Genomic DNA, 15,890 nt, shown 5'->3' with positions numbered 1-15,890 from the left:
GCGCCTAAAAATTCTTTGCAGGATAACGATTTATCGATCATCATTTGAAATGATGTTTCACTTTTATCCATCGAGCCCACCTTGAATCTGTATGCCGCACTGCGTCAGCGCGTGGAAAATACGCCCTGGTACGCCAAACGGAAAAGCTACCGCGTGCTGTTCTGGCGCGAAATCACGCCGCTGGCGGTGCCGATCTTTCTGGAGAATGCCTGCGTTTTGCTGATGGGGGTGCTGAGCACCTTTCTGGTGAGCTGGCTCGGCAAAGAGGCGATGGCCGGGGTGGGGCTGGCGGACAGCTTCAACATGGTGATCATTGCCTTTTTTGCCGCGGTGGATCTCGGCACCACCGTGGTGGTGGCCTTCAGCCTCGGCAAGCGCGATCGCCGGCGTGCGCGGGCGGCGGCGCGTCAGTCGCTGGTCTTGATGACCGGCGTGGCGGTGCTGTTGGCGGCGGGCATTCACCTGGCGGGCGAATCGATCATCGATGTGATCGCCGGCGCGGCGTCGCCGGAGGTGAAAGCGCTGGCGCTCTCTTACCTGCAGACCACGGTGTGGAGCTACCCGGCGGCGGCGATTGCGCTGATCGGCAGCGGCGCGTTGCGCGGCGCGGGTAATACCAAGATCCCGCTGCTGATCAATGGTGGTATGAATATCCTCAATATCATCATCAGCAGCATCCTGATTTACGGCATGCTCGGCTGGCACGGGCTGGGCTTTGTCGGCGCCGGGCTGGGGCTGACGATTTCCCGCTATATCGGCGCCATCGCCATCCTCTATGTGCTGGCGATCGGCTTTAATCCGGCGCTGCACATTACGCTGAAAAGTTATTTCACGCCGCTCAAGATGAGCATCCTGTGGGAAGTGTTGGGGATCGGCATTCCCGCCAGCGTCGAATCGGTGCTGTTCAACGGCGGCAAGCTGTTGACGCAGATGTTTGTCGCCGGCATGGGCACCAACGTTATCGCCGGCAACTTCATCGCCTTCTCCATCGCTTCGTTGATTAACTTGCCGGGCAACGCATTGGGATCGGCCTCGACCATCATCGTCGGTCGGCGGCTCGGCAAGGGCGAGATCGGTCAGGCGGAGCGGCAACTGCGCCATATTTTCTGGCTATCGACCCTTGGGCTGACCGCCATCGCCTGGGGCACGGCACCGCTGGCCGGGGTATTCGCCGCGTTTTATACCTCGCAGGATGATGTGAAAACGGTGGTGAAAACCCTGATTTGGCTCAACGCCGCCTTTATGCCGATCTGGGCCGCTTCATGGGTGTTGCCTGCCGGGCTGAAAGGCGCGCGCGACGCCCGCTTTGCCATGTGGGTGACGATGCTCGGCATGTGGGGCTGCCGCGTGGTGGCTGGCTATGTGCTAGGTATCGAACTGGGCATGGGCGTGGTGGGCGTCTGGTTGGGGATGTTCTTCGATTGGGCGGTGCGCGGCGCCTTGTTCTACTGGCGCATGATCAGCGGGCGCTGGCTGTGGAAATATCCGCGGGCCAAACGCCGGGAGGCCGAGTAACGTCGGCCGCGGGGCACCGGCGAGATGGCCTCAGTATAAAAGCGTCATCGCGCTGAAGAACAACAGCGTCAACGCGATAATGATGACGTTTTGCGTGGCTTTGCGCACCAGTCTGCTGGCGCTCAGTCGGCTGTCGATGACGTAGAGCAGCGGCACCATCAGCAGCACGTAGGCGAACATCAGCATGGCGGTAAAGGGTTGCAGGTTCATTTATGCTTCTCCTGTACGTCATCATGGCCGACTAGGTGCACCAGCACCGCCTCCGTCTGATGGGCTAAGCCAATAAAGGGCGGGGCGACAGGGGGATCCGCTGCGAACGGCAGGCCGGCGCGCCGCGTGTTCACCGCCGCTTGCAGAATTTTCTTTCTATGCTTCCGAGTATGGTCGACCATGCGCCTCCGAATAAGGCCGCCCGCAGGCGGCTGATCGTAGTATTACCATTAAGCTGGAGTAGGATTGCAGGCCGCTGCCGGGGCCATGCATTCATAATATTGCGAATGATAACCATTATCAATAATGAAAGTGAAAAAATTAAGGGTATTGCGAGAGGGGTGTCAGCGGGGAGGGAAAAGAAAAAGCACGCCTTGCGGCGTGCTTTGCGAGGTACTAACGGCGGTGGTTACTTCTGATCGGGCAGGGCGTAAGCGATCACATAGTCGCCCAGCTTGGTGCCGAAGGAACCGTGGCCGCCGGCGTAGATCAGCACGTACTGCTTGCCATTGACCTCATAGGTCATCGGCGTCGCCTGGCCGCCGGCCGGCAAGCGCGCTTCCCACAGTTTTTCACCGTTGGTCACGCTGAAGGCGCGCAGGTAGTTGTCTGCGGTGGCGCCGATGAAGAACACGTTACCGGCGGTGGTTACCGGGCCGCCCAGCATCGGCATGCCCATTTTGAACGGCAGTGGCAGCGGTGAGCTGTCGCGCACGGTGCCGATGCGTTTTTTCCACACGATGTCGTTGGTTTTCAGATCCACGGCGGAAATGTAACCCCAGGCCGGCTGTTTGCACGGCAGGCCGAATGGTGACAGGAACGGGTTCAGGGTAACGCCGAACGGCACGCCATATTGCGGCTGTACGCCGGACTCGGTGCCGCTGCCGCCTTTGTCGCCTTCCGGCGGCTCAATCGGGTTGCCTGGGCCGCGCGGGATCAGTTTGGAGACGAACGGCAGCGCGATCGGGTTGGCGATGGCGATTTCGCGATCGGTATCGACGGCCAGGCCGCCCCATTCGAACATGCCCAGGTTACCCGGGAACACCAGCGTGCCCTGCTCGGAAGGCGGGGTGAAGGTGCCTTCATAACGCAGGCTGTGGAACATCACGCGGCAGACCAGTTGGTCATAGATGGTCGCGCCCCACATGTCCGCACCGGTCAGCTTCTTCTCAGGACGGAAGGTCAGCTCGGAGAACGGCTGGGTCGGTGACAGGCGGTCGCCTTTGGCCGGGCCCTGAGGTACCGGTTTCTCCGGCGCCGGCACCACCAGCTCGCCGTTGGTGCGGTTCAGCACGAAGATGTTGCCGGTTTTGGTCGGCACATAGATGACCGGCACTTTTTTACCGCTCTTGTCGGTAATGTCGGCCAAGGTCGGCTGCGCCGGCACGTCCATATCCCACAGGTCGTGGTGGACCGTCTGATAGAACCAGGCCAGTTTGCCGGTGGAGGCGTTCAGCGCCAGCAGGCCGCTGGCGTAGCGCTCCATTTCCGGGGTGCGGTTGCCGCCCCAGATGTCTGGCGTGGCGACGCCCATCGGCAGATAGACGATATCCAGCTTGGCGTCATAGGCGGCCGGCGCCCAAGAGTTCGGCGAGTTCGGCACGAAGTGGTGCTCGTCCGCCGGGATGGCGTTCGGATCTTTCGCGCCCGGATCGAAGGCCCACAGCAGCTTGCCGCTGTTGATGTCGAAGCCGCGGATCACGCCGGAAGGCTCACGGTTGGAGTAGTTGTCGGTCACGGCACCGGCAACGACGATCACGTTATCGGTGATCACCGGCGGCGAGGTCGGCTCGTAGTGGCCCGGCGTCGCATACGGCATGTTGCTCTGCAGGTTCAGCTCGCCGTTGTTGGCGAAGTCCGGGCACGGTTTGCCGGTTTCGGCGTCCAGCGCGAACAGGCGGCCGTCGTTGACCGGCAGAATGATGCGGCGTGCGCACATCGCCGGTGCGGCATCGCCGGCGGCGCCCGCGGCTGCAGCGGTTTCGTGGTAAGACACGCCGCGGCAGGTGATGTGCTGGAAGGTCGGGTTGTACTTCAGCTGCGGATCAAATTTCCACTTTTCTTTACCGGTGGCGGCATCCAGCGCGAACAGCTTCTGGTGCGGCGTACACATGTAAAGGGTATCGCGGATCTTGATCGGCGTGACTTCGTTGGTGATCTCACCCGGATCGTTGGCGGTCTTCAGATCGCCGGTCTGGAAACGCCAGGCTTCTTGCAGCTGGCCAACGTTTTTGTCGTTGATCTGGCTCAGCGGCGAGTAACGGGTGCCTTCCTGGGTGCGGCCATAGGCCGGCCAGTCGGCGCCGGTGGCGTCTTTCGGCTGGACCTGCGCGGCGTCAAGGGTGCCGTTGATCTCTTGCGGATCGTTGAATACGGCATAGGCCAGTGCGATGACGGTGATCGCCAGCGCCGCGCTCAGCGCACCGTAGGCGAATTTGCCGTTGGCGACCAGCTTACGGTAGATAAACGGCAGCACCAGCCACAGGCCGAAGAAGAAGGTGACGTCCAGGCGCGGCGTCAGCGCCCAGAAGTCCGGGCCGACTTCCCACAGGGCCCAAATAGTGGTGCCCAGCAGGAACACCGCGTACAGCAGCAGCGCGGTGGCGCGGCGGCGGAACAGCAGCCAGGAGGTCGCCAGCAGCACCAGCCCGGCGATGATGTAATACAGCGAACCGCCCAACTTGGCCAGCCAGATGCCGCCGCCGAGCAGATAAAGCCCGCTCAGCGCGGCAAACAGCGCCGTTATGACGATAAGCGGCGATAGTGACGCTTTATTTTGCATAGCAATACCCTTACCAAAAATGAAAGTCCCCGATTTAGAGATTAAGCCAAATCGGAAAAAACACGCGGTTTCTCCCTATTATTTCAGCGGGAAGCCGCTAGGGTGACGTAAAACCCATCCCGTCTTTTAACCTTAAGGTGCTTTGCCTTATTCAAAGCGGTAAGACAAGGTGGCGCCGCCACCCCAGTTGCGACCCGGCGCCGGCTCGAAATAGCGGCCATTGCCTTCGTTGACGATCACCGAACCGACGTAACGGCGGTCGAAAATATTGTCCACCCGGCTGAACACGTCCAGCGCCCAGCGGTTCCAGGTAAAGCGATAACCGGCGTTTACGCCGGCCACGGTGTAAGAGGGGGCCTGCGCGCTGTTGGCGTCGTTGGCCTGAATGTCGCTCATGTAGCGCAGCTCCGCGCCGGCGTGCCAGCCTTCCGGCGGTGCAAAGGCCAGCGAGGCGTAGCCCATGTTGCGGGCGATGCCTGGCAGGTGATTGCCGGCGGGGGTACAGCCGGATTTACCGCACATTTCGCTGCGGTAGGTGGCGTCCAGCAGCGTCCAGGCCATATGCAGGCGCCAGTCCAGTGCGAACTCTTGATCCAGCGCCAGCTCCAGGCCGCGCCGCCGGGTTTTGCCGGCGTTGGCGTAGCTGGTGCGTCCGCCGCTGCTTTCCGCCACCACCAGCTCGTTGTCGGTATCGGTCTGGAACAGCGCAGCGCTCACCAGGCCGTTGCCGAGGCGCAGCTTGCTGCCCAGTTCGACGGTATCGCTGGTGGACGGCTGCAGGCCGATATTGAGGCCCGTCTGGCCGTCGGGGCGGTAGGAGAGTTCGTTGATGGTCGGGGTTTCAAAGCCGCGGCCGGCGGAGAGATAAACGTTCCACGCCGGGTTGATCTTGTAGTTGAGCGAGCCCATCGGCAGCCACTGGTGGTAGCGTTTGCTGCCGCTGTCGTCGCCGTTGCGCGGCGTGATGTAATAGTCGGTCGAGTCGAAGCTGACGGTGCTGTAGCGCAGGCCGGCGTCCAGCGTCCAGCGCGGCGTCAGTTGCCAGGAGGTTTGCAGGTAAGGATCCAGGTTCCAGATACGGTTCTTCTCGTTGCGCCGCTGGTCGCCTTTCTCGCCGTAGTCCACAGTGCCGTCTCGCAGAATAAAGTTTTCGAACCCCTGGCGGCGTTCGGTCATGGTTTCATAATCCAGACCGCCGATCAGTGTTACCGGTAACGATGCGAGAGTATCCTCATGCTTCCAGCGAGTGTCAATGCCCTGATATTTTCTTTCCAGCACGATCACCCCGCCGGCGTGGGTGGGGTTGAGCTGCGGCCCCATCGGGATGGACTGGTACTGCGTGGTGTGGCGCTCGCCGTGGTAGGCAGTCAGCGTCAGTTCGTCGCGCTCGCTCATCTGGCGCTGATAGCGCAGGCCGGCCTGGGTCTGATCGAGCGACTTGCGGGTGTTAAATTGATCCGCGCGCGGCGCCTGGCGCGGGTTTTCCTTCCACTCTGCCTCGGTCAGGCCGCCCGGATCGCCGGCATCGATTGAGACGCTGTTGAACATCAGCGTCAGGGTGCTGACGTCGTCCAGCCGCACACCGAGCTTGCCGTTGCCGAGGTTTTTCCGCGCGGCGCTGTGATCGCGGTAGCCCTGAGTGGTGAAGCGGGTGCCCGAGATGGCGTAGTTGACGTCGCCGGCCTGGGTACCGTCGCCGGTGGCGCCGGTCGCTTTCACCCCATAGCGCCAGGTATTGTCGCTGCCGAAATAGCCGCCGGCCTCCAGCGTTGGCGGCTGGGTGCCGGTCTGGGTGTCAACGTTGATCACCCCGCCCGAAGCGTTGCCGTACAGCGCGGAATAGGGGCCGCGCAGCACCTCGATGCGCTCGACGGAGTTGATGTCGATGTTGGAGGTTTGTCCCTGGCCGTCGGGCATGGTGGCGGGAATGCCGTCGACGTACATGCGCACCCCGCGCACGCCGAACATCGATCGGCTGCCGAATCCGCGTATCGACAGCTGCAGATCCTGCGCATAGTTTTGCCGGTTTTGGAGCTGCAGGCCCGGCACGCTGCCGAGGTTTTCCGACAGGTTAATCTGCGGTGCGGCGTTGCGCAGGTCCTGGCCGTCGATCACGCTGACGGACACCGGCGATCCCAGCTCGGTCAATCCGGTGGGTTGCGCCATCACCACCAGGGTGTCGCTTTTCTCTTCATTATTTTCTGCCGCCAGTGCCTGACTGGCAAACATGGGATGTAGCAATAGCATTGCAGCCGGGGTAAGCACGGCGCTTTTCTTATTGGTCATGGAATAAATCTGCCACTGGTATTGAAAGGGAATTGCAAGTCGATTCAGAGTTAGCCATCTGTCGCTCCATCTACATGACGCTAAACGAAAAGGGTAAGGCATCCTGATATCAGTATAGAGTATCTCGGGCAGGAACGTTCCCGCAAAAACTCCGGTCCCAGCGACGGTTAACGGATTCATGAGCCTGGCTCATAAGCTCAAGCGTATTTCGCCCCATAGTCATGGCGGCAGTCGCGTTTTACAGTCACCACACCGGAACGGCTCCGCGTCACGCGGGGCCGGTATCAATCAGTGGGAGAGTGAAGATGCAAACACGCAAATTGGGGCGCGAAGGGCTGGAAGTCTCGGCGTTGGGGTTGGGCTGTATGGGACTGAGCTTTGGCTACGGCCCGGCCACCGACAGACGGCAGGCGGTCGATCTGATCCGTGCCGCGGTTGACGAGGGCGTGACGTTCTTCGATACCGCCGAGATTTATGGTCCGTTCACCAACGAGGAATTGTTGGGCGAAGCGCTGGCGCCGGTGCGCGACCGGGTCGTCATCGCCACCAAGTTCGGTTTCGATCTGCCGCAGCCGGCGGGGCAACAGGTGTTGAACAGCCGTCCGGAGCATATTCGCCAGGCGGTGGAAGGCTCGTTGAAGCGCCTGCGGATAGAGACGATCGATTTGCTGTATCAGCACCGTGTCGATCCTGAGGTGCCTATCGAGGAGGTGGCCGGTACGGTGCAGCAACTGATTCGCGAAGGGAAAGTGAAGTATTTCGGCCTGTCGGAAGCCGGCGCGCAAACCATTCGGCGAGCTCACGCGGTGCAGCCGGTCACGGCGCTGCAAAGCGAATATTCGCTGTGGTGGCGCGAGCCGGAGCGTGAAATCTTGCCGACGCTGGCAGAGCTGGGTATCGGTCTGGTGCCGTTCAGCCCGCTCGGCAAAGGCTTTCTCACCGGCGCCATTACCGAGGACACCACCTTTGACAGCGGCGATTTTCGCAACCTGGTGCCGCGCTTCAGCGCCGAAGCGCGCCGGGCCAATCAGGCGCTGGTGAGCGTGCTGGGGCAGATAGCGCAGCGCAAAGGCGTGACGCCGGCGCAGATCGCCCTGGCCTGGCTGCTGGCGCAACAGCCGTGGATCGTGCCGATCCCGGGAACCACCAAACGCCATCGGCTGCAAGAAAACCTTGCGGCGGCGTCGGTGGTGTTGGCGGCGGACGAACTGGGCGCGATCGAGCGTGCGCTCTCCGCTATCGACGTGATCGGCGATCGTTACCCGGCGCATCTGCAGAAGAACGTCGGGCGTTAAGCCCCGCGCCGCAGCGCCTCAATCAGCAGCGCAAAGGCGGTAGTGTGTTGCCTGCGGCTTGGATAATAGAGGTAATAACCGGGAAACGGCGGGCACCAGTCGTCCAGCGCCATCAGCAACCGACCGTCGGCCAGCGGCTCGGCGACGGTATCTTCCGGCACAAAGGCGATGCCGAGGCCGAGCTGCGCGGCGTCGATTCGCTGGCGCAGGCTGTTGAAGGTCAGTTGCCCCTCCACCCGCACTTTAATCTCCCGGCCATCGCGGGCAAATTCCCAGGCGTACAGCCCGCCGAGGGTGGGCAGGCGCATGTTGATGCAGCGATGGTTTTGCAGCGCTTGCGGCGTAGCGGGGAGGCCGTAACGGGCGAAATAGTCAGGGGAGGCGACGGGCACCATGCGCATGTCCGGCCCGATGCGCACCGCGACCATGTCCTTCGCCACCTGTTCCCCCAGCCGGATTCCGGCGTCGAATCGCCCGGCGACGATGTCGGTCAGGCTGTTGTCGACGGTGATTTCCACGTTGATATCCGGGTAATCGACGAGAAAAGTGCGCAGCACCGGCCACAGTACTGCATCCACCGCGTGTTCGCCGGCGGTGATGCGGATGTTGCCGGCGGGCCGATCGCGCATTTCACCCAGCGCGTTCAGCTCGCTTTCAATCTCCGCCAAGCGCGGGCCAATGCTGTTGAGCAGCCGCTCACCGGCCTCGGTGGGGGCGACGCTGCGAGTGGTGCGCGTGAGCAAGCGCAGCGCCAGGCGTTCTTCCAGGCCGCGAATAGCGTGGCTGAGTGCCGATTGGGAAACCCCAAGCTGCGCCGCCGCTTTGGTGAAGCTGCGCTCCCTGGCCACCATCAGGAAAGCGATCAGATCGTTAAAGTTTTCTTTCAACATACCGGCACCGGAGAGCAAAGTTGGGGCGCTGCCGCGCGTAGATTTATGAATTGAGCTCATAGCTCCTTGCGCATTTTACCCGCTAGTCACCGGAAAAGCATGGCGCTATCTTGGCATCGCTGACTTATAACTATCAGCGTCGGTTGGAAAGCCGACGTGGAGGACACGACAGATGAAAATACAACGCAGCGGTTCTATCCCATCACAGTGCGGTTCGGCGGATTACTTTACCGGGCAGGTACGCATCGATGCCCCCTTCGCCGGTGACGCGCCGGCCAGGGTGGGCGGCGCGACCGTCACCTTCGAACCCGGCGCCCGCACGGCCTGGCATACGCATCCGCTCGGCCAGACGCTGATCGTCACTCAGGGGCGCGGGTGGATCCAGATGTGGGGCGAGAAGACGCAGGAGATGCATCCCGGCGATATCGTTTGGATACCGGCCGACGTCAAACACTGGCACGGTGCGACATCGGACACCGCCATGACCCATATCGCCATCGCCGAAGCGGTGGACGGCAGCCCGGTGACCTGGCTTGAGCCGGTCAGCGAGGCGGAATATCGGCCATAACGCCGATCAGGCCGAGGGGCTCTGTTCGCAAAACCGCAGCCGGTTGCCGAACGGATCGGTGAGGTTCAGCTCTTTGCCCCAGTCGACAATCTCCAGGCCCGGCCGGGCATAGCGATAGTTTTTGGCCGTGAGCTCCCGGTGCAGCGCGTCGATATCGTGCACCGGGATGAAAATGGCGGTGCCGGGCGTGCTGTCGCCGTAGTGTTCGCTCAGGTGCAGCGTCAGCCCGGTGCGGGTCACCTGCATGTACAGCGGTAGGTCTTCGCTGAAGCGGTGCTCCCACGCCAGCGTGAAACCGAGAAAATCCAGATAAAACTCTTTGGCCTTGTCGACGGAAAAGATACGCAGGATCGGAATGGCGGGGGAGAGCGTCATCATTGTTGACCTCACTGTCGCGTTAGCGGCAGCCGATATGGATATCGACCGCGTCGGGGCCGGTATAGGCTTCGAAGTCGGTCAGGAAGCGACGTTCGATTTCCGGGTGTTGCTCGAAGTAGGCCCAGATGGCTTGCCAGCCTTCGATGACCGCCGCCGGCATGGCGCCTCGGGCCTGGAACACCAGATAGCGGCCAGGTTGGATGTGCAAACCGCTCTGTGCCTCACTGCCGGCGGTGACATCAAACGGCCCGCTGGCGTCGGAGGCGTAGTTGGAGTAGACCCCGTAAACCGGCATGGCGGGCGAGGTGGCGAAAAAGTCTGACCACAGCGCGGGGATTTTAGCCGTCTCGGGCTGGGTTTCGTCCTGATTGGTGGTTCTGATTGTCTGGCCGGCGACGTAAAAATCGGGCAGGTGTACCGAGAGGGGCTGCATAGAGGCAATTCCTTTTAACCGCTGAAAAGATGCCTAAAGGTAGCAAAGGCTCCCCAAAACCGCCAGACAGGGCCCCCGCAGGCGCGGGGGCCCTCACATCAGGCGCCCAAACCGCCGAGGCACAGGTATTTGATCTCGAGATAGTCTTCGATGCCGTATTTTGAGCTTTCACGGCCCAAACCGGAGTGTTTCATGCCGCCGAACGGCGCCACTTCGGTGGAGATCAGCCCTTCGTTGATGCCGACAATGCCGTACTCCAGCGCTTCGGCCACGCGCATCACCCGGCCGATGTCGCGGCTGTAGAAGTAAGCGGCCAGGCCGAACGGCGTGTCGTTGGCCAGTTCGACGGCGTCGGCCTCCTGGCTGAAGCGGATCAAGGGCGCCACCGGGCCGAACGTCTCCTCACGGAAGATTTTCGCCGTGCGCGGCACATCGGTCAGGATAGTCGGGGTGAAGAAATTGCCGCCCAGCGCGTCAGGCTTGCCGCCCAACAGCACCGAGGCGCCGTGCTCGACGGCGTCGGCGATATGCTCGCGCACTTTCTCCACCGCGTCCGAGTTAATCAACGGGCCGATGGTGACGCCATCATCCAGGCCGTTGCCGACTTTCAGCTTGGCGACGGCGGCTTTCAGCTTGGCGGCGAACGCATCATATACGCCGTCCTGCACCAGAAAACGGTTGGTACAGACGCAGGTCTGGCCGGCGTTGCGGTATTTTGAGGCGACCGCGCCGGCCACGGCGGCGTCCAGATCGGCGTCATCAAACACGATAAACGGCGCGTTGCCGCCCAGCTCCATACTGGTTTTCTTGATGGTGGGCGCACACTGGGCCAGCAGCTGCGCGCCGACTTCGGTGCTGCCGGTGAAGGAGAGTTTGCGTACGTCCGGGTTGGCGGTGAGTTCGCCGCCGATGCCTTTGCTGGGGCCTGTTATCACGTTGCATACCCCGGCTGGCAGCCCGGCGCGCTCCGCCAGCACGGCGATCGCCAGCGCCGAGAACGGGGTCTGGCTGGCGGGGCGGATCACCCCGGTGCAGCCGGCGGCCCAGCCGGGGCCGGCTTTGCGGGTGATCATCGCCGCCGGGAAGTTCCACGGGGTGATGGCCGCGAACACGCCGATCGGCTCTTTTTGCACGATGATGCGGCGACCGGCCTGCGGCTGCGGAATGGTGTCGCCATATACCCGTTTGCCTTCTTCGGCGAACCATTCGATAAAGGAGGCGGCATAGGCGATTTCACCGCGGCTTTCGGCCAGCGGTTTGCCCTGTTCCGCCGTCATGATGCGCGCCAGATCTTCCTGATTTTCCATCATCAATTCAAACAGCCGCCGCAGCTTGCCGGCGCGCTCTTTGGCGGTCAGCGCGCGCCAGGCGGGCAGCGCTTTTCTGGCGGCGGCGATGGCGCGAGCGGTTTCTTCGGCGCCGAAGGCCGGTACGTGGCCGACCCGTTCTCCGTTGGCGGGGTTATGAATGGCGATCGAACGGCCTTCCTGGGCCGGCAACCATTGCCCGTCGATGTAGTTGGCCTCGCGGAACAGCGTGGGATCCTTGAGGGTAGCGCAGATGCTGGTGCTCATGAGTCTCTTCCTTCTTTCCTGAGTTCAACAGAGTGGTCTATCCCATACGGCTACCCTTTACCCTAGCAAATTTTGCCGCCGCCGTTTGCCCGCGCGGCAACAAGATGGTCGTTTTCTTTATGCGCACCTTCTGTACAAAAAATATCCTCCGTCGGGCCGATACTGAAAGAGCAGGCATATGACCCTTTTCGATGTAATTAAAAGGAGTGTGCGAATGATGAAATCAGTGGACAGACATCTCGCGGCCTACGGCAGCGAAATGGATTTTTTGGCGTCGAGCATCGCTCTGATGGAATGGCAAGGGCGGCAGATTGACGCCGGGCAGGTGGCCGGCAATATGTCGGAGCAGCAAAGCCGCCTGTTCTTTGCGCGGTTGAATTATTTTCGTCAGCTTTATCAGGCCGCATCGGCGGCCGAACACAGCCTGTAATTTCCGATCCAGCCCCGCCGCAGCGGGGCTTTTCATTTCAGCGGTGCCACACCCCGGTCGCCAGCGTTGCCGGCGAATACTCCAGATTTCGTCCCCGCCACGGCAGCGCTGCCGCAAAACGCCAGGTGCGGCGCACGTCAAACCGCCAATAGCGTTCTGCGCCTTCAACGGCGGGATGCCCCTCCGTTTGCCAGAGGATCTGCGTTTCCCCCTGCAGATGCAGCACGTCGCCGCGTTCAAAATCGATGAACAGCAGCGCCGCCCGCGGTTCGGCCAGCAGATTGCCCAGCGTGTTCATGTAGCGGTTGCCGCGAAAATCCGGCATCCACAGCGTGTCGCCTTCCAGATGGATAAAGCCGGGGCGGCCGCCGCGATGGGAAATATCCACGCCGCCCTGCGCCAGTGCCAGGTGCGCGCCGCTGGCGACGAAGCAGGTGTCCGCGGCGCGGATCAGCGCCTGCGCCGCCGCATCCAGCGAGGCTAAATGCTCAACCGGCTGCGGCCGGCTGTCCACCGGGTAGAGTTCTCGGCGCTGAATGTACTGCGGGCAGTTGCCGAAGCTTTGCTGAACGAGGATTTCCACCCGGTTTTTGTCGGTGCGGCTGACGGCGCCGTTGGCGCGGTTGCGCCGCCGGTTGCTGAAATCCAGCCCCAGCGCGCCGACCGGCTTGCCGGGCAGCAACAGCGCCTGGGCGGGATCGTCGCTGCGGCGCGGCGCGCTGATGCGTAAATGCGTGTCGTCCGGCGTGCGTAAAAATCCGGGCGGGCCGGTAAACAGGGTGGCGATGGGCCAGCCTTGTTCATCCAGCGTGGCGACGAACAGGTAGGGCAGCGCGGCGAAAAACGCGCGGTGCTGATCCGGCATCGCGGGGTAGATGCCGCCGCCTACGCCGCCAAACCCGGCCAGCGTCTGTGCGCGCAGCTCATCCGGATGGAACAGTTGCGGGATCATGGCGTCAGCTCGCCGCCGGTTCCGGCAGGGCCGGCATGGCAAAGAAGCCGGGCAGTGCAACGATGCGCGCCGCCCAGCGCCGTATCGCAGGGTAAGGCGCCAACGAAATGCCGCCTTCGGCCGCGACCGCTACGTAGCTGTGGCAGGCCAGATCGGCGATGGTGGGCTGTTCGGTGGCCAGGTAGTCCCGCTCGCTCAGATGCTGTTCCATCTGCGGCAGAAAACGATCGCTGACCGCCCGCGCCGCCTGATAATCCTCCGGCACCGCGAATTGGGCGATCAGTCGGCAAGAGGCCGGGCCGTAGCGAACTTCACCGGCGGCTTTGGAAAGCCAGGCCTGCACCCGCGCGGCCGCCGCCGGCTGTTCCGGCAGCCAGTGGCTGTCCGGCGCATAGCGCTTCACCAGATAGACCAGAATGGCGTTGCTGTCGGCCAGCGTCAGATCGCCATCCTGTAAGACCGGGATCTGGCCGAACGGATTGAGCTGGCGGAAGGCTGCGCTCTGCCGTACGTCCGCCGAGGCTTCGACCCATGCATAGGGCAGCGCCAGCATACGCAGCAGCAACGCCACGCGATGAACGTGGCCGGAAAGCGGGGTGCCGTAGAGTGTGATGGTGGACATGGCGTTTCTCCTCAGTGCTTTTTGTCAGCATACTCTTGCGTTGAACGAGCGAAATCCGGCAATGTGGAAATTGATAATTTCACTTTTCGGAAGAATCTATGGATCGGTTAGACGAGTTGGCGATCTTCGTGGCGGTGGTGCAGCAAGGCAGCCTGGCGGCGGCCGGGCGCAAACTGCGGCGTTCGGCGCCGGCGATCACCCGGGCGATCGCCGCGCTGGAACAGCGTTTCGGTACCCGATTGGTGGAGCGAACGACCCGGCGGCTGGCGCCCACCGAAGCGGGTATGCGGCTGTTGGAACGCGCGCAACAGCTGCTGCAGGATTATCAGGCGGTGGTGCAGGATACCGCCGAAGCGCAGCTGAGCGGCTTGCTGCGCGTCACTTCGCCGGTGCAGTTCGGCCGCCGCTATGTGGCGCCGGTGGTGATGGCGTTTCTCGATGATTACCCGCAGATGCAGATCGAAATGGTATTGAACGATCGCAATCTCGATCTGATTGACGAAGGATTGGATATCGCGGTGCGCATCGGTCATCTGCAGGACTCTTCGCGCGTGGCGCGGCGGCTGGGGCAGGTCAGCCGGGTGACGGTCGCCAGCCCGGATTACCTGGCGCGTTGGGGGAAACCGAGCTCACCGGCGCAGCTGGCGGAACATGCCACTATCGTCGGCACCCAGCGGCCGTCGCTGCGCGAATGGCGCTTCGGCCCGCAGGAAAACGGCGAGCGGGTGCGATTGGCTCCCCGGCTGTTGCTCAACGACGTGGAAGCGCAACTGCTGGCGGTGCGCGCCGGCAAGGGCGTCGCCCGGTTGCTCTCGTATCAGGTGGCGGACGATTTGGCCGCCGGTACGCTGGTGCGGCTGTTGACGGATCACGAGCCGTTGCCTATGCCGGTACAGCTGGTGGCGCAGCAGGCGCAGCACATGCCGCTGAAGGTGCGCGCCTTTTGGGATTATGCATTTGAACGGCTCAGCGCCTTGCCGCAAATTCATCCGGGTGGGCGGGGGAAATAAGCGCAAAAAGTTTCATGGGTTAAACTTTTTCATTATTCATCAGGTTTTATTTTACCGGGCGCGCATTGCTGATGCGCCCGTCTTGACAATAATGTTGCCGGTGCTAATAGTTAATTCACATCTTAAATAATAAACGAAGTTTAATATATGAAACCACTTGCGGGGAGTTATGACAACGGCGCCACGGTGGATAATGAAGCGGCTATTTTGACTTCATTTCAAACCCGCAGTGCGGCTGTTTATAAACAGACGCGCCATGAAAACAATATTGCTTATGGCAACGGCGAACGCGAAACATTGGATTGGCTCTATTCTGCAAAGCAGCATCAGGGGACGTTAATTTTTATTCACGGCGGCTATTGGCAATTCTGCGATAAGGCAGATTTCGCCTTTATCGCCGCCGGGCCGTTGGCGTTGGGTTTTGACGTGGTGTTGGTGGAATATGCGCTCGCGCCGGCGGTGGATCTCGACGAAATATGCCGGCAGATCGGTATGGCGTTGAATGCCATTCAGCGCCGCCTGCCGCCGCACTATGCCTATCCGGTGCATCTGTGTGGCCATTCCGCCGGCGGCCATCTGGCGGCGTTTTGGCAGCAGCATGCGTTGGTGGATGCGGTCTTTCCCATCAGCGGCCTGTTCGAGCTGGCGCCGCTGCAACAAAGCTATGTCAATCGGGCGCTGCAGCTGACTGCGCGGCAAATTGAAACGCTCAGCCCGGCGCGCCACCTGCCGACGCGCGGCAAGCCGCTTACGCTGTATTACGGCGCATTGGAGCTGCCGGAACTGAGAGGCCAGTCGCAACACTATCATGCGGCGCTGCGCCAACGCGGGTTGTCGGCAGAACTGGTCGTGGTGCCCGGCGCCAATCATTTCACCATTCTGGATGCGTTGTTCGCCGCCGACGGCGCGCTGCTTCGCCAACTTAACCACCACGGGAACCACTGA

15 protein-coding genes are annotated in these 15,890 nt (G+C 61.9%); 6 read left to right on the top strand and 9 right to left on the bottom strand.

Annotated features, from left to right (window positions below):
* Positions 1 to 81: 81 nt before the first annotated feature.
* The gene (locus ACMGGW_RS14230; RefSeq protein ID WP_025303388.1) at positions 82 to 1,515 is read left to right on the top strand and encodes an EmmdR/YeeO family multidrug/toxin efflux MATE transporter; all 1,434 of its coding nucleotides are present in this window, start codon (positions 82 to 84) and stop codon (positions 1,513 to 1,515) included.
* Between the two features lie 30 nt (positions 1,516 to 1,545).
* Here the strand turns inward: ACMGGW_RS14230 and ACMGGW_RS14225 are convergent, their stop codons facing one another.
* The 3 genes from ACMGGW_RS14225 to pqqU all read right to left on the bottom strand — a co-directional run bounded on the left by ACMGGW_RS14225 (position 1,546) and on the right by pqqU (position 6,793).
* Positions 1,546 to 1,725 (bottom strand): hypothetical protein, encoded by a 180-nt coding sequence (locus tag ACMGGW_RS14225; protein WP_019453466.1) that lies wholly within the window; start codon positions 1,723 to 1,725, stop codon positions 1,546 to 1,548.
* 409 nt (positions 1,726 to 2,134) lie between these two features.
* Positions 2,135 to 4,507, bottom strand: a complete 2,373-nt coding sequence (locus ACMGGW_RS14220; protein WP_025303386.1) for a glucose/quinate/shikimate family membrane-bound PQQ-dependent dehydrogenase — start codon at positions 4,505 to 4,507, stop codon at positions 2,135 to 2,137.
* A 147-nt stretch (positions 4,508 to 4,654) separates the two neighbouring features.
* Positions 4,655 to 6,793, bottom strand: coding sequence for a TonB-dependent receptor PqqU (gene pqqU, locus ACMGGW_RS14215; protein ID WP_025303385.1), 2,139 nt, complete (start codon positions 6,791 to 6,793; stop codon positions 4,655 to 4,657).
* 305 nt (positions 6,794 to 7,098) lie between these two features.
* Here pqqU and ACMGGW_RS14210 point away from each other — a divergent pair, with 305 nt between their 5' ends.
* Positions 7,099 to 8,088, top strand: coding sequence for an aldo/keto reductase (locus ACMGGW_RS14210; protein WP_164063029.1), 990 nt, complete (start codon positions 7,099 to 7,101; stop codon positions 8,086 to 8,088).
* On the opposite strand, the gene ACMGGW_RS14205 is transcribed toward ACMGGW_RS14210, so the two are convergent.
* Positions 8,085 to 8,978, bottom strand: a complete 894-nt coding sequence (locus ACMGGW_RS14205; RefSeq protein WP_043140030.1) for a LysR family transcriptional regulator — start codon at positions 8,976 to 8,978, stop codon at positions 8,085 to 8,087. The genes ACMGGW_RS14210 and ACMGGW_RS14205 overlap by 4 nt on opposite strands.
* A gap of 172 nt (positions 8,979 to 9,150) precedes the next feature.
* Here ACMGGW_RS14205 and ACMGGW_RS14200 point away from each other — a divergent pair, with 172 nt between their 5' ends.
* Positions 9,151 to 9,546, top strand: coding sequence for a cupin domain-containing protein (locus ACMGGW_RS14200; protein WP_089181061.1), 396 nt, complete (start codon positions 9,151 to 9,153; stop codon positions 9,544 to 9,546).
* Positions 9,547 to 9,552: 6 nt separating this feature from the next.
* Here the strand turns inward: ACMGGW_RS14200 and ACMGGW_RS14195 are convergent, their stop codons facing one another.
* From ACMGGW_RS14195 to gabD, 3 genes are all read right to left on the bottom strand, one after another.
* Entirely contained in the window at positions 9,553 to 9,921 is a 369-nt protein-coding gene (locus ACMGGW_RS14195) for a glyoxalase superfamily protein (protein WP_197832309.1), read from the bottom strand.
* 22 nt (positions 9,922 to 9,943) lie between these two features.
* Positions 9,944 to 10,357 carry a GyrI-like domain-containing protein gene (locus tag ACMGGW_RS14190; protein ID WP_025303380.1) on the bottom strand — a complete coding sequence of 138 codons (414 nt, stop codon included), beginning with the start codon at positions 10,355 to 10,357 and terminating at the stop codon, positions 9,944 to 9,946.
* A 98-nt stretch (positions 10,358 to 10,455) separates the two neighbouring features.
* Entirely contained in the window at positions 10,456 to 11,931 is a 1,476-nt protein-coding gene (gabD, locus tag ACMGGW_RS14185; protein ID WP_420279518.1) for an NADP-dependent succinate-semialdehyde dehydrogenase, read from the bottom strand.
* Positions 11,932 to 12,145: 214 nt separating this feature from the next.
* Between gabD and ACMGGW_RS14180 the strand changes: the two genes are divergently transcribed.
* Positions 12,146 to 12,361 (top strand): glycogen synthase, encoded by a 216-nt coding sequence (locus ACMGGW_RS14180; RefSeq protein WP_004935234.1) that lies wholly within the window; start codon positions 12,146 to 12,148, stop codon positions 12,359 to 12,361.
* A 37-nt stretch (positions 12,362 to 12,398) separates the two neighbouring features.
* Here ACMGGW_RS14180 and ACMGGW_RS14175 read toward each other — a convergent pair whose 3' ends face one another.
* Both ACMGGW_RS14175 and ACMGGW_RS14170 read right to left on the bottom strand, forming a co-directional pair.
* Positions 12,399 to 13,313 (bottom strand): pyridoxamine 5'-phosphate oxidase family protein, encoded by a 915-nt coding sequence (locus tag ACMGGW_RS14175; protein ID WP_025303378.1) that lies wholly within the window; start codon positions 13,311 to 13,313, stop codon positions 12,399 to 12,401.
* A gap of 4 nt (positions 13,314 to 13,317) precedes the next feature.
* The gene (locus ACMGGW_RS14170; RefSeq protein WP_025303377.1) at positions 13,318 to 13,935 is read right to left on the bottom strand and encodes a glutathione S-transferase family protein; all 618 of its coding nucleotides are present in this window, start codon (positions 13,933 to 13,935) and stop codon (positions 13,318 to 13,320) included.
* Between the two features lie 98 nt (positions 13,936 to 14,033).
* Here ACMGGW_RS14170 and ACMGGW_RS14165 point away from each other — a divergent pair, with 98 nt between their 5' ends.
* Both ACMGGW_RS14165 and ACMGGW_RS14160 read left to right on the top strand, forming a co-directional pair.
* On the top strand, positions 14,034 to 14,945 hold the full coding sequence (locus ACMGGW_RS14165) for a LysR family transcriptional regulator (protein ID WP_197832302.1): 912 nt from the start codon (positions 14,034 to 14,036) through the stop codon (positions 14,943 to 14,945).
* Between the two features lie 147 nt (positions 14,946 to 15,092).
* Positions 15,093 to 15,890 carry an alpha/beta hydrolase gene (locus ACMGGW_RS14160; protein ID WP_049209452.1) on the top strand — a complete coding sequence of 266 codons (798 nt, stop codon included), beginning with the start codon at positions 15,093 to 15,095 and terminating at the stop codon, positions 15,888 to 15,890.

Origin of the sequence: Serratia sp. BNK-4, from assembly GCF_048685115.1 — a bacterium.
GTDB lineage: Bacteria > Pseudomonadota > Gammaproteobacteria > Enterobacterales > Enterobacteriaceae > Serratia > Serratia bockelmannii.
The sequence above is the reverse complement of the archived record's forward strand: the minus strand, read 5'-3'. Positions and strand labels throughout refer to the sequence as shown.

What these genes read in the sequence shown, in the direction of transcription:
- ACMGGW_RS14225 (WP_019453466.1), bottom strand. Translation starts at nt 1,725, where the DNA reads ATGAACCTGCAACCCTTTACCGCCATGCTGATGTTCGCCTACGTGCTG.
- ACMGGW_RS14210 (WP_164063029.1), top strand. Translation starts at nt 7,099, where the DNA reads ATGCAAACACGCAAATTGGGGCGCGAAGGGCTGGAAGTCTCGGCGTTG.
- ACMGGW_RS14160 (WP_049209452.1), top strand. Translation starts at nt 15,093, where the DNA reads ATGAAACCACTTGCGGGGAGTTATGACAACGGCGCCACGGTGGATAAT.
- ACMGGW_RS14170 (WP_025303377.1), bottom strand. Translation starts at nt 13,935, where the DNA reads ATGTCCACCATCACACTCTACGGCACCCCGCTTTCCGGCCACGTTCAT.
- ACMGGW_RS14220 (WP_025303386.1), bottom strand. Translation starts at nt 4,507, where the DNA reads ATGCAAAATAAAGCGTCACTATCGCCGCTTATCGTCATAACGGCGCTG.
- ACMGGW_RS14165 (WP_197832302.1), top strand. Translation starts at nt 14,034, where the DNA reads ATGGATCGGTTAGACGAGTTGGCGATCTTCGTGGCGGTGGTGCAGCAA.
- ACMGGW_RS14190 (WP_025303380.1), bottom strand. Translation starts at nt 10,357, where the DNA reads ATGCAGCCCCTCTCGGTACACCTGCCCGATTTTTACGTCGCCGGCCAG.
- ACMGGW_RS14200 (WP_089181061.1), top strand. Translation starts at nt 9,151, where the DNA reads ATGAAAATACAACGCAGCGGTTCTATCCCATCACAGTGCGGTTCGGCG.
- ACMGGW_RS14180 (WP_004935234.1), top strand. Translation starts at nt 12,146, where the DNA reads ATGATGAAATCAGTGGACAGACATCTCGCGGCCTACGGCAGCGAAATG.
- gabD (WP_420279518.1), bottom strand. Translation starts at nt 11,931, where the DNA reads ATGAGCACCAGCATCTGCGCTACCCTCAAGGATCCCACGCTGTTCCGC.
- ACMGGW_RS14175 (WP_025303378.1), bottom strand. Translation starts at nt 13,313, where the DNA reads ATGATCCCGCAACTGTTCCATCCGGATGAGCTGCGCGCACAGACGCTG.
- ACMGGW_RS14205 (WP_043140030.1), bottom strand. Translation starts at nt 8,978, where the DNA reads ATGTTGAAAGAAAACTTTAACGATCTGATCGCTTTCCTGATGGTGGCC.
- pqqU (WP_025303385.1), bottom strand. Translation starts at nt 6,793, where the DNA reads ATGACCAATAAGAAAAGCGCCGTGCTTACCCCGGCTGCAATGCTATTG.
- ACMGGW_RS14195 (WP_197832309.1), bottom strand. Translation starts at nt 9,921, where the DNA reads ATGACGCTCTCCCCCGCCATTCCGATCCTGCGTATCTTTTCCGTCGAC.